The organism is Sphingobacterium sp. LZ7M1 (assembly GCF_024296865.1).
Classification (GTDB): Bacteria; Bacteroidota; Bacteroidia; order Sphingobacteriales; family Sphingobacteriaceae; genus Sphingobacterium.
Map to the genome: position 1 here is coordinate 4,429,646 of NZ_CP101134.1, position 12,494 is coordinate 4,442,139.

At 39.3% G+C, this 12,494-nt stretch carries 19 protein-coding genes; 15 read left to right on the forward strand and 4 right to left on the reverse strand.

The window, feature by feature from the left end; genetic code table 11:
• Positions 1-56: 56 nt before the first annotated feature.
• From NMK93_RS18935 to NMK93_RS19005, 15 genes are all read left to right on the forward strand, one after another.
• Complete coding sequence (locus NMK93_RS18935; RefSeq protein WP_254526884.1) at positions 57-1,214, forward strand: efflux RND transporter periplasmic adaptor subunit; 1,158 nt, start codon at positions 57-59, stop codon at positions 1,212-1,214.
• Positions 1,215-1,249: 35 nt separating this feature from the next.
• Entirely contained in the window at positions 1,250-1,723 is a 474-nt protein-coding gene (locus NMK93_RS18940; protein ID WP_254526883.1) for a heme-binding domain-containing protein, read from the forward strand.
• Complete coding sequence (locus NMK93_RS18945; RefSeq protein WP_254526882.1) at positions 1,720-2,481, forward strand: phosphatase PAP2 family protein; 762 nt, start codon at positions 1,720-1,722, stop codon at positions 2,479-2,481. Before NMK93_RS18940 ends, NMK93_RS18945 begins: the two co-directional genes overlap by 4 nt.
• A gap of 10 nt (positions 2,482-2,491) precedes the next feature.
• Positions 2,492-4,285, forward strand: coding sequence for a heavy metal translocating P-type ATPase (locus NMK93_RS18950; RefSeq protein WP_093099843.1), 1,794 nt, complete (start codon positions 2,492-2,494; stop codon positions 4,283-4,285).
• A 440-nt stretch (positions 4,286-4,725) separates the two neighbouring features.
• Positions 4,726-5,172: a PaaI family thioesterase gene (locus NMK93_RS18955; protein WP_254526881.1), complete on the forward strand. Its 447-nt coding sequence runs from the start codon at positions 4,726-4,728 to the stop codon at positions 5,170-5,172.
• Between the two features lies 1 nt (position 5,173).
• Positions 5,174-5,683, forward strand: coding sequence for a DinB family protein (locus NMK93_RS18960; protein WP_254526880.1), 510 nt, complete (start codon positions 5,174-5,176; stop codon positions 5,681-5,683).
• 37 nt (positions 5,684-5,720) lie between these two features.
• Positions 5,721-6,509, forward strand: a complete 789-nt coding sequence (panB, locus tag NMK93_RS18965; RefSeq protein ID WP_302910784.1) for a 3-methyl-2-oxobutanoate hydroxymethyltransferase — start codon at positions 5,721-5,723, stop codon at positions 6,507-6,509.
• Between the two features lie 41 nt (positions 6,510-6,550).
• Positions 6,551-6,970 (forward strand): hypothetical protein, encoded by a 420-nt coding sequence (locus tag NMK93_RS18970; RefSeq protein WP_254526878.1) that lies wholly within the window; start codon positions 6,551-6,553, stop codon positions 6,968-6,970.
• Positions 6,971-6,984: 14 nt separating this feature from the next.
• Entirely contained in the window at positions 6,985-7,944 is a 960-nt protein-coding gene (locus NMK93_RS18975; protein WP_254526877.1) for a bifunctional helix-turn-helix transcriptional regulator/GNAT family N-acetyltransferase, read from the forward strand.
• Positions 7,945-7,952: 8 nt separating this feature from the next.
• On the forward strand, positions 7,953-8,414 hold the full coding sequence (locus NMK93_RS18980) for a hypothetical protein (protein WP_254526876.1): 462 nt from the start codon (positions 7,953-7,955) through the stop codon (positions 8,412-8,414).
• 9 nt (positions 8,415-8,423) lie between these two features.
• The gene (locus tag NMK93_RS18985; RefSeq protein ID WP_254526875.1) at positions 8,424-8,891 is read left to right on the forward strand and encodes a 2-hydroxyacid dehydrogenase; all 468 of its coding nucleotides are present in this window, start codon (positions 8,424-8,426) and stop codon (positions 8,889-8,891) included.
• Positions 8,892-8,917: 26 nt separating this feature from the next.
• Positions 8,918-9,082, forward strand: coding sequence for a hypothetical protein (locus NMK93_RS18990; protein WP_254526874.1), 165 nt, complete (start codon positions 8,918-8,920; stop codon positions 9,080-9,082).
• Between the two features lie 54 nt (positions 9,083-9,136).
• Positions 9,137-9,451, forward strand: coding sequence for an N-acetyltransferase (locus NMK93_RS18995; protein ID WP_254526873.1), 315 nt, complete (start codon positions 9,137-9,139; stop codon positions 9,449-9,451).
• Between the two features lie 18 nt (positions 9,452-9,469).
• Positions 9,470-9,793, forward strand: a complete 324-nt coding sequence (locus tag NMK93_RS19000) for a cupin domain-containing protein (protein ID WP_254526872.1) — start codon at positions 9,470-9,472, stop codon at positions 9,791-9,793.
• Between the two features lie 12 nt (positions 9,794-9,805).
• A complete protein-coding gene (locus tag NMK93_RS19005) occupies positions 9,806-10,030 on the forward strand; it encodes a hypothetical protein (RefSeq protein WP_254526871.1) in 225 nt (74 codons plus the stop codon).
• Positions 10,031-10,187: 157 nt separating this feature from the next.
• Here the strand turns inward: NMK93_RS19005 and NMK93_RS19010 are convergent, their stop codons facing one another.
• Genes NMK93_RS19010 through NMK93_RS19025 form a run of 4 tightly spaced genes read right to left on the reverse strand, consistent with a single transcriptional unit; the run spans position 10,188 to position 12,376 of the window.
• Entirely contained in the window at positions 10,188-10,433 is a 246-nt protein-coding gene (locus NMK93_RS19010; RefSeq protein WP_254526870.1) for a hypothetical protein, read from the reverse strand.
• Entirely contained in the window at positions 10,426-11,457 is a 1,032-nt protein-coding gene (arsB, locus tag NMK93_RS19015; protein WP_254526869.1) for an ACR3 family arsenite efflux transporter, read from the reverse strand. Before arsB ends, NMK93_RS19010 begins: the two co-directional genes overlap by 8 nt.
• 6 nt (positions 11,458-11,463) lie before the next feature.
• Positions 11,464-11,955, reverse strand: coding sequence for a GNAT family N-acetyltransferase (locus NMK93_RS19020; RefSeq protein WP_254526868.1), 492 nt, complete (start codon positions 11,953-11,955; stop codon positions 11,464-11,466).
• 1 nt (position 11,956) lies between these two features.
• Positions 11,957-12,376, reverse strand: coding sequence for a hypothetical protein (locus tag NMK93_RS19025; protein ID WP_254526867.1), 420 nt, complete (start codon positions 12,374-12,376; stop codon positions 11,957-11,959).
• Positions 12,377-12,494: the final 118 nt, after the last annotated feature.

A 12,494-nucleotide genomic window follows, 5' to 3' on the forward strand; every position in this document is an offset into this window, starting at 1 on the left:
GGATATTTTAAACAGTAAACAGAATTTTTCAAATCAATATATAATTAGACAAGAAAATGAAAATATTAAAATTATACGGTTCTTATTTTTTGGTCTTGATAGTACTGCTTTCCGCAGTTCAATGTCAACAAAAACAAGAAACCACCGCCACCAAAACTGCAAATCCGAAAGACGAAAACACGGTTATTTTCACCGATGCACAGTTACACAATACCCCCATTGAAACCGCGGAACTGTCGATGCAGCATATTTCCACCGTATTGAAACTCAACGGTAAAATTGATGTACCACCGCAAAATCTGGTTTCCGTAAGTACACCGCTGGGCGGCTATCTGAAAAGCACCCGCCTTTTGCCAGGGATGAAAGTAGTTAAAGGTCAGGTAATTGCCGTTATTGAAAATCCGCAGTTTGTACAGTTGCAGCAGGATTATCTGATGGCAAAATCCAAATACCACTTTGCCCAACTGGATTATAACCGACAAACTAAGCTCAACCAAAGCCAGGCAAGTAGTGATAAAGTGATGCAGCAGGCACAATCCATTATGAGCGATCAGAAAATTCTGATGAATTCCATTGCCCAGCAACTGAAGTTGGTCAACATAAATCCGGCTAAGATATCTGCCGGAAATATTCAGCAGAGCGTACCTGTCTATAGTACCATCAACGGTTTTGTGAGCAAGGTGAATGTGAATGTAGGCAAATATGTAACGTCTTCGGATGTGCTGTTTAAACTCATCAATCCTTCTGATATTCACCTCAATTTAAAAGTGTATGAAAAGGATTTGGAAATGCTGAAAACCGGGCAACAGATTGTGGCTTATACCAATGTAGATCCTTCAAAAAAATATGCCGGTGAAATTTTGCTGACGAGTAAAGACGTGGACGGAAGCGGCATGGCTGAGGTTAATTGTCATTTTGAAAAATACGATCCTGCACTCATTCCCGGAATGTATATGAATGCCGAAGTGAAAACAGAAAATTCTTTTGCCAATGCTATTCCGGAAGAAAGCGTGGTGGATTTTGAAGGGAAAAGTTATGTCTTTACAGAAACCGGGAAACAGACCTGGAAGATGGTCCCGGTCACATTGGGAATTTCCGAAAATGGCTTTGTTGAAATCCTCAACTTTGCTGATTTTCAAGGTAAGAAAATCGTGGTCAAAAACGCCTATACCATATTGATGAAGTTGAAAAATACCAGTGAAGATGAAGATTAATAGTCAGATAAAATCTCATATAAATATTTAAAAAAATGGAAATTATAAAAACAATCATTCCCCTATTACTGATTTTGCTGATTGGCATCCAGTTCTTTGGGGTAACGCCCAATACTTCTGCAATAGTGCCTGAAAGTGCCATAGAAAACCATTACAGCATTCCCTCAAATGTGCAGCAAATCCTGAAAACCAGTTGTTACGACTGCCATTCCAATAACACGGTTTATCCATCTTACAACAAGTTGCAACCCATCAAATGGTGGCTGGCAGAACATATCGCGGATGGAAAAAAACATCTGAATTTTGATGAATTTAATGCATATGCTACAGATCAGAAATTACGTAAGCTGGCTGAGATTGAGGAAACCGTAAATGCAGGAGAAATGCCATTGAAAAGTTATACCCTTATCCATAACAATGCAAAATTGTCGGATGAGCAGAAGCAGCAACTCCGGGATTGGGTCATTGCCACAAAAAAGGTAATCAATCGTAAAGCTATTAACCGATGAAGAGGGTTATTGTATTAATCCTGTTGTGCTTATCCCAATGGAGTGTGGCTCAAAGTGGGTTGCAGAACATTGCCCAAAAGCCGGCATCAGATTCTGTATCGGTATATCAATTCAAATATAAAAAGCTGATAGTACCATCTGTTTTTATTGGATATGGAATCCTAAGTCTGACTTCTGATGACCTGAAACAGCTGAACCGTTCCACCCAATATGAAATTGGGGAGCATCAGCCGGATAAAATAAAACTGGATAATTATACCCAATACGTACCTGCAATATTGGTTTATGGATTAAATGCTATTGGACTTAAAGGAAAACATAATTTGAAAGACCGAAGTATTATTTTAGGCACATCGTTGCTGATTTCAAGTGCTGTCGTATTACCTACCAAGCATTTGGTGAGAGAAGAACGACCAGATGGTTCTAATAATTTGTCGTTTCCTTCGGGACATACTACAACTGCTTTTACAACAGCACATTTTATGTTCCGTGAATATCAGGATGAAAATATTTGGTTAAGTTTGTCTGGTTATCCAATTGCTGTTTTTACGGGAGTTTATCGCATTTTGAATGATAAACATTGGGTGGGTGATGTGGTTGCAGGTGCCGGTATTGGAATTCTCTCCACAGAAGTTGCCTATTGGTTGTTCCCAAAAGTCAGTCAATTATTTTCAAAAGATCATAGCAAAAATAGTGCTCTTGTATATCCGTTTTATCAAAATAAAACAATGGGATTAGGTTTGTCTTTAAACTTTTAAATTTATAAAAATGAAAAATATATATAAATTCATTATCGTTCTCAGCATTGCCTTAGTGGCACTTGTTCTGGAATTTATCCTGAAAGAACCGCATTATGCTAAAATCTTAATTACGGCAACCGGCATTTTGATGTCCATTGTTCTTCTGAAAGGAATGATCGACGTGCTTCGTTCCGGGAATTTTGGCGTGGATATTTTGGCGATTTCTGCCATTGCTGCAACCTTAGCTGTTGGTAATTATTGGGCGGCACTCATTATCCTCATTATGATTACCGGAGGTGATTCGTTGGAAGATTATGCCCAGAAAAAAGCCCGGAAAGATTTAAAATCATTGCTTGATAATACACCCCGAATTGCTCATAAAAAAACAGGAAACGATTTACATGATGTTCCTGTGGAGGATATTAAAATCGGTGACATCATCATCGTAAAACCCAAGGAAATTATTCCCGTGGACGGAATTTTACTGAGTGCAGAGGTGCTGCTGGACGAATCTTCGCTCACGGGCGAATCCAAACCCGTCAACAAAACCAAAGGCAACAGCTTATGGTCGGGTTCGGTGAATGGTTCGGGAGCCATTACCATTCAGGTTTCCAAACTCGCCAAAGACAGCCAGTACCAGCAACTCGTGCAATTGGTGCATAATTCCGAAAAAGAGCCGGCACATTTTGTGCGAATGGCGGATCGGTACGCTTTGCCTTTTACCATCGTTGCTTTTTTAATTGCCGGAATTGCTTATTTGATTACCAAAGATCCCAACCGCATTGCCGAAGTGTTGGTGGTGGCTTCGCCCTGCCCGCTGATTCTGGCGGCTCCCATTGCCCTGATAGCCGGAATGAGCCGTTCCAGCAGAAATGGGGTGGTGATAAAATCCGGGACTGTCATCGAAAAACTGGACAGAATGAAAGCCATCGCCTTCGATAAAACCGGAACCTTAACCAAAGGCGATCTTACTGTGGACGACATCATCCCGGAAAATTCTTATTCGCAAGACGAACTGATTGATTTTGTAGCCAGCGTAGAACAGCAGTCTTCCCACGTTTTGGCGGTTTCGGTGATGAAATATATCGGGGATAAACCGATTCCTCTGGCAACAGATTTAAAGGAAATAGAAGGAAATGGTATTGAAGGAAAAGTAAACGGCAAACTGGTGAAAGTGGGTAAACTGAATTTTGTAACGACCGAACCCATTTCAATTAAAACGGAAAAAACCTCGTTATTTGTTTCGGTGAATGACAAATATGCAGGGGAAATCACCTTTACCGATGAAGTGCGCCCCGAAGCCCGGCAAACCATTGCCCAATTAATAAAAATGGGTATCCAAAAAATTATGATGATTTCCGGCGACAAGCAAAGTATTTCTGAAAACATTGCCAAAGAAATTGGCATTACGGAAGTGCACGGTGGCTGTTTGCCGGAAGACAAACTGAAAATCCTGAAAAGTATGCCCGACGAATTTCGCCCGGTTGTAATGGTGGGTGATGGCGTGAACGATGCACCGTCGTTAACCGTTGCCGATGTAGGCATTGCGATGGGTGCTAAAGGATCGAGTGCCGCCAGCGATTCGGCAGATGTGGTGATTTTAAGAGACAATCTGCAAAAAGTGAGTGATACTATTCTCATTTCCAAAGAAACGATGAAGATTGCCCGTCAATCCGTTTTCATTGGCATTGCCGTTTGTACCGTGCTGATGCTGATTGCAGCCTTCGGTGTTTTACCGGCATTGATTGGTGCAGGATTGCAGGAAGTGGTGGATCTGATTTCCATTACCTCGGCATTAAGGGCTTTGAAGGACAGAACGTAACCACAACATTTGTTAATTGTCAGGAAAACCTTCAAAGGTCGCTGTTCAAGTAAAATAAAAACGTCCATAAAGACCGAAGGGCAAAACATCTATTATCTGGGTTACATCAGCGTCGATAATGACCTGTTGAAAGGCATAAAGGGTTGTTAAAAAGAATCGCTTCTAATTAAGCAATTTTAAAAGGGGATTGTCTCACAAGGACAGCCCCTTTTGTTTTGGTTTAGCGTGCTGTTTTCATAGCCTTACAGTTTTATCGGAATACCACTGTTACAAACGGCATCCACTAATCCAAGTATAAAATTCCTACTATCAAATGAGAACTTTTCACAGGTAAAACCCAAGCTGTGAAAGATTTATTTCCATTTCTGTTTGCCGGATAAATTTTATTCTTTAATTTTACATAACCAATTATGTAAATAGTTATTTAATCCGTTTATGATATGCAACAAATTGAAAGGAGGAAACTAACACCAGAACACGAACAAAGAATAAGGGTAGGTATTCCAAAACAGGTACTAATGAAAATGTACAATGCAAGTGCTGAAAGCGTTGCAGAGGGCTACGTCCAAATTGCCGTGCCACATCAGGAAAGTTTGGTAAGAAAAGGCGGAATTTTTTACGGTGGTGTACTATCAGCATTGGCAGATACAGCCGCCTATTTTTCGGCTGCATCATTACACGATGCAGATGCTTACTTCCTTACCGTAGAACTCAAAATAAACTATCTAAACCCAGCAATAGGCGAAAAAGTTTTTGCCACGGGGGAAGTAGTGAAAAATGGTAAAACATTGAATATCTGTAAATCTGATATTTATGTAGTTACAGGCAATGAAAGAAAATTAGCTTGTACTTCCCTTGTTACTTTAATGCAGACAAAAAGAAAATAATATGGAAATCACATCTGTAAAATCATTTATTGATTACTACGAAAAAATTAGAGAGCGTACCAATCGTATAATAGCAATCATACTGCCCGAACATATTGACTTTGCTTACAAGCAGGGAAAATACACCATAGGCGACCAAATACGTCACATAGCCACCATTGAAAGGTATATGTATGCCGAAACCATTTCGGGCAGAAAAAGTGCTTATCAAGGTTGGGGAAAAGAACTTGCCGACGGCTACGAAAATATTATAGATTTTTTTAACCGTTTACACAAAGAAACAATAGACATCATTAGTCAGTTTTCCGATGAAGATTTAAACCGAAAATGTTTAACACCTGCCAATTCTGAAATCATTATTTGGAAATGGCTTCGGGCAATGGTGGAACACGAAATACACCACAGAGGCGAATTATACATTTACCTCAATTTGCTTGGAGTGGAAACAAAACCACTTTACGGATTTACAGCAGAAACGGTACAGGAAGTTAGTGTACAATTACCTAAATAGAAAATATTATGTCAATCCATACAGAAGATAGAAAAAAGTGACCACGCTTCAGCTAAAAAAGATGAAGCAGAACAGCGAAAAAATAAGCGTATTAACGGCTTATGATTACACTACGGCAAGGATTTTAGACGGAGCAGGTATTGATGTGATACTTGTAGGCGATAGTGCGTCTAATACAATGGTAGGCAATCCCACAACAGTAGGCATTACGCTTGACCAAATGATTTACTATTCCAAATCAGTAGTAAACGGAACAAAGAAAGCATTGGTTATTGCCGATATGCCATTTGGTACGGTATCCGGCAATCCTATAAAATCCCTCGAAGCCTCAATCCGTATGATGCAGGAAACAGGAGTTGATGCAATCAAAGTAGAGGGTGGAGCAGAAATAAAAGAAGATGTCAAAAAAATAATTGATGCAGGTATTCCCGTTATGGCACATTTGGGCTTAATGCCACAATCCATAAACAAATACGGAACGTATGCCATTCGTGGTAAAGAAGAAGCCGAAGCAAAGAAACTCATTGAAGATTGCCTTTTAATGGAAGAATTGGGAGCATTCGGCATATTGCTTGAAAAAATCCCTGCAAAACTTGCAACCGAGATTTCCGAAAAAATAGCAATCCCTACAATCGGTATCGGTGCAGGTGTCGGAACAGACGGACAAGTATTGGTTATACAGGACGTAATGGGAATGAACAAAGATTTTTCGCCTAAATTTTTAAGATGTTATGCAGACCTGCAAACCATAATGACCGAAGCAACACAGCATTATATCAGTGATGTAAAGTCACAGAATTTCCCGAACGAAAATGAGAGTTATTAAACCGTAAAAAATTAAAAATCAATTTAAAGATATTCAAAGCTATGTTTAAGATTAAATCAGCATTTCTGTTAGCAATGTCCGCAGTTCTTTTAGTTTCGTGCGGCATCAACAAATCAGCCCAAACAAATACTGTTAAGGCAGATTGTAAAGAAATTTCGGGTAAAACCAATATCAGAATAAAAAATAACAGTCAATACACTTTGGAAAATGTTACTGTTACGCCTTCCGAACAAAAAATCAATTTCGGTAAGTTGGAAAAAGGCACATACTCTTGTTACCACTCATTTGAAAAAGCGTATAGATATGCTTATGTCAAAGTAACGATTGAGGGTAAAGAATACGAATTAACCCCGATTGATTATGTAGGGGAAAAAGAATTGGGAGCAGGTTCATTTACTTACGTTTTAGAAGTAGATAAATCAAATGAATATGCCCCATTAAAAATAAAATTGGAAAACTAAATAAACGTATTACAATGGACATCTTCAACAAAACAGGTAAAATGGCATTAGGTAGCAGGTTGCGTTTGCTAACTGCAAAAGTAACCGATGATGCAGCAAGAATTTACGAACTGTACGATGTGGATTTTTCGCCAAAATGGTTTCCTGTATTTTTTGTGTTGTATGACGAGGGAGCAAAAACCATTACAGAAATAGCCGAACAAATCGGACATTCTCAACCGTCCGTTACCAAGATTGTAAAAGAAATGGCAAATGCAGGATTGGTAAAAGATAACCTTAAATCAAACGACAAACGCAGAAATGTTGTAGGATTGACAGAGCAAGGTGCAGTAGTTGCCGATAAAATGATAAACGTACAATGTGCCGATATTGATATTGCCATAGACGGAATTATTGCAGAAGCCACACACAACCTTTGGGAAGCATTGGCAGAATGGGAGTTTTTATTGGAACAAAAATCAATCTACAAACGAGTAGTAGAACAAAAGAAATTGCGTGAAAGTAAAAATGTTCAGATTGTAGAATATGAACCGCAATACCATTCTGCATTCAAAGCATTAAACGAAGAATGGCTTACTACCTATTTTGAGATAGAAGATAGCGACCGTATTTCATTAGCTGACCCCAAGACATATATTTTAGACAAAGGCGGAAAAATATATGTCGCACTATACAAAGGCGAGCCTTTGGGGGTTTGTGCCTTGATGAAAATGGACGACCCCGATTATGATTTTGAATTAGCTAAAATGGCAGTTTCTCCAAAAGCACAGGGTAAGAATATGGGCTATTTATTAGCCGAAAAAATTATCAGCACAGCCAAAGAATTGGGAGCGACAAAACTGTTTTTAGAAAGCAACACCTCTTTGAAACCTGCAATAAACCTATATCAGAAATTGGGGTTTCAAAAAATCACGGGACGTATCTCGCCTTACAAACGTGCCAATATTCAAATGGAACTTGATTTAACAAAGTAAAACTAAATATGAAAGTAGTCCTTTTAGATAAGAAATATTTCCTGTCAGAATTTCCCGTAAACGAATTAGGTGTTGAATGGGAAGAATACGACAGCACACCAAAAGATAAAATGCTATCACGGTTGCAAGATGCCGATATTGTATTGACACACGGAGTTGTTTTTGACAGAGAAACCATACGACAGTTACCCAAGCTTAAAATGATTTCTGTAAATAGTACAGGATATGAAAGAATAGACATAACAGCTTGCAGAGAATTTGGGATAACGGTTTGCAATGTCAAAGATTGGTGTACCAACTCGGTAGTAGAACATATCATATCCTTTATGTTTTCGCTCAACCGTTCCCTGCCGTCCTATCACGATTTTGTACAAAGCGGAAATTGGAAAGGAACGCCCTACGAAATGGCCTATAAACCTGCAAAAGAAATCAGAGGTTCTGTAGTGGGAATTATCGGTTACGGAACATGAGGAAAACATTTGGCGGAAGTCTGCAAAGCATTAGGCATAGACGTATTGATTGCCGAACACAAGCACAGCACAGACATACGGCAAGGTTACACCCCATTTGATGATGTCATAAAACAAAGTGATTTCATTGTAGTACAAGCCCCGTTAAATGAACAAACCAAGCACATTATTTCTTATCCCGAATTGGAAATGATGAAACCGGATGCTTATCTCATTAACTGCGGACGTGGCGGTTTGGTAAATGAAACAGCGTTATTGGAAGCATTGGAGCAAAAGGAAATTGCAGGTGCAGGGTTAGATGTGATAGAAGCCGAAAGTTTTAAGAATGCTCAACTTCTCAACTATGTAGGACACAATCTAATTCTTTCGCCACACATCGCATTTACAAGTCAGCAATCCATAGCCAACAATACGATGATGGTTGCCGAAAATGTGAAACAGTTCATTAACGAAACCCCCATAAACGTAGTGAGTTAATAATATAACGGATAGAATTTTGAACAATGAAAACAGACCGAATTACCGATTTCAAAATTATCAATACCAATGCACAGGATTGGGAAATGGTCATCGACCTGTTCAATAAAGCCAACGGACAGCAAGGGCAGGACGGATATAAGGTATGGGGCGAGGAAATGGACAGAACCGTAATAGAAAAAGATATATAAAGCGGTCGCCATTACAAAATCGCCACGGGCAATGATGTGCTGTGCATCTTTAGTGTGCAATATACAGACCCCGTGATATGGCGTGAGAAAGACAAAAACGATGCTCTTTACCTCCATAGGGTTGTAGTCAATCCCGTTTACAAAGGACAGAAACAATTTATGAAAGTCCTGAATTGGGCAAAGGAACACGCCCTGCAAAAAGGCTTAAAGTTTATCCGAATGGACACTTGGGCTGAAAACACAAAACTCACAGACTATTACAAGTCTTATGGTTTTGAAGTAGCTGAATATTATACCACCCCTAATGAAGCAGGAATACCCATTCAATATCGAAATGTAGAGGTTGTACTTTTTGAAATGGAATTATAAAACAATAAAACAAGGAATATGAAAAATGTGGTAAAAAAAGAAAACGGCGTACCGAGACAGTTTTTAGGCGTTGATTTCGTCGTGCTGTCAATCGGTAAAGATACAATGGTATCAAAGATGCTTTACAAAGCAACTGATAATGTACCGTTCCACAAGCACCCGACCGAGCAGAGCGGTTATGTAGTTTCGGGAAAGTACAAATTGAAGTTTGACGGGAACGAGTATCTATTATCAGAGGGCGACACCTATTCCATTCCTGCCGATGTGGACCATTCCATTGAGATTTTGGAAGCAGGCGAAGTCGTGGACGTGTTCAGCCCGATAAGACAGGATTACCTTTAAAACACTCCCCATATGTACAGTTTTAAGAATGACTATGCCGAGGGTACACATCCCGATATATTACAGAAATTGCTCGAAACCAATCTGGTGCAACATACGGGATATGGTGAGGACGCCTATTGCTCAGAAGCCAAAGAACTTTTAAAAAGTAAGGTGGCAAACCCTGATGCCAACGTAACAACAAGGTCAAAAATCTTTATTTCCTGCTTGCTAGAGCAATTTATGAACAATTTTTGACTATTCAAAATTTGTAGCTGTGACGTATTTGTGACGGTTTTTTTGTTTAATGGATTTATGATTGGGAAAGTCACTTCCTATATTCCTCCATTTTATTCATATAGATGAGCAGAAAGTAATTGGCATGCAAATATGTTATTGACCAATAACTTCATTATCAGACAAGGCTTGTTGACAGCCCGACATTATTGTCGTTCTCATGTCTCTGGGCAATGATCCTTGTATACAAATCCTTAAGTAGTCTCAAACGGACAGCGGAAAAGACTTCATATTCTGTTTGGCTCAATTCATCCTTATTCTCTTCCAACAAACGATCAATGGTCCGAATATCAACTTGTTGATAAATGGATTGAGCCGTGGAAAAATATTCCGTGTTTATCTGCCCAGATCTCACATTACCCATAGTATCGTTTCTTTAGCCAAAGACTGGCCTTTACAAGTAATATCAATACAGGTACCTCAACTAAGGGCCCGATAACGCCAACAAATGCTTGCGGAGAGTTGATACCAAATACTGCGATGGCGACTGCAATTGCCAGTTCAAAATTGTTTCCTGTGGCCGTGAACGCTATGGATGCGTTTTTATCATATGGAACCTTCATTGATCTGTTTACAAAGAAGCTCACGAAAAACATTAGGACAAAATAGATGACCAGTGGAATTGCTACTTTTACCACATCCATCGGAAGCTCCACTATTTTTTCACCTTTTAAGCTGAACATTAAGACGATCGTAAATAATAAAGCGTACAATGTTATAGGCGATATTGTGGGTACAAATTTTCTATTGTACCATTCTATACCTTTTGATTTAACTAAGATATATCTGCTTAGGAAGCCTGCCAGAAAAGGAATACCCAAATAGATAAGAACACTTTCAGTGACGTCCGTCATTGAAACACTGACATTGAAGTTGGCTAGTCCTAATTTACCGGGCAGTACATTGATAAATAACCATACAAAGAAGCTATAGGTAAATACCTGAAAGATACTGTTTAAGGCGACTAATAAGGCTGCGTATTCTCGGTTTCCTTTAGCGAGATCATTCCATACAATCACCATTGCAATACATCTGGCCAAACCAATAAGAATTAATCCGATCATATAGTCCGGCTCATCTCTTAAAAACAAAATGGCAAGAACAAACATTAAAATTGGTCCTATCACCCAATTTAATAATAATGATATACTGATTACTTTTTTATCCCTAAAAGCAGTAGGTAAAAGAGAATAGTCAACTTTAGCGAGTGGGGGGTACATCATTAAGATTAGTCCAATAGCTAACGGAACGTTAGTTGTACCTACGGATAGGGAATCCATAACTTTTGAAGTCCCGGGAAATAAGAAGCCCAAGCCCACTCCAACTGCCATAGCAAGAAATATCCATAAGGTCAGGTATCTGTCAAGAAATTTTAATTTTGGCTGCATACTATTTTAATTTATTCCTATTGTTTTACTTCTTCTTTCCATAATAATCGTGTCGCGCCAGGTATCTCCCAGTTTTCCTATTTTCTCACGGAAACCGACAATTCTAAAACCAAAGCGTTGATGAAGCGCTACTGTTGCTTCATTTTCAGGAAACATTCCGCTTTGAAGCGTCCAAATTCCATAAGCTTCGCTTTCTTCAATTAGCCTGGCCATCAAGGTCTTTCCGACGCCTTTTCCTTTATGAGAATTAGAAACATAAATACTTACTTCTGTAACACCTCCGTAAACGCAATGGCCGCTCACTGCCGAAAGGGCTGCCCAGCCAACGATGATACCATCAACTACTGCTGCAAACCTACTGTGTTTTAGTTTCCTTTTATCCCAATCTTCCCACTCTGGGGCAGTTGTTTCAAAAGTGGCATGGCCTGTTTCAATGCCTTCTTTGTATATTCTGGAGATATTTGAATAATGCTCCTTACCGCTTGCTGTTATTTCCATTCTATTTGTTTACCAGTGAAAAAACATAAAACATTTCTGCTGAAATCTGCAAGCTTCTTTCCGCATACACCTCTGTTTGCTGTGGGCTATTGTCCGAGGCTTTGGGATCATCGTATTTTATCGGGAATCTTGCCTCAGCTCCAAAAACCAAAGGACAGCCTTCATCTGCATTGTTACAGGTCATGATGGCACCGAATTCATTTTTAGGATTAAATTCGCTGTTATACTCTTTGGAAAAGCAGATAACCGCGGTCTCATTTTCGGCATATTTAATTGCATAGACAGGATTTTCTGTTCCGCTGAGCTTTTGAATCTGAAACCCCTGATCGCTCAATGTTTCTGCAACTTTGGGGAACATTGCAGTTGCCTCAGTACCACCTGAATAGCAAAACACATTAGTAATCCCAAAATGATAGGCCATTGTCTGAGCCCAGATCTGTGATAAATGGCTACGGCGGCTGTTATGCGTACAGATGAAATTTAAGCGAATTGTCTGGTTTTCTCTTACCTTCCTCTATATGTAGTCTGCCAATGGCTGT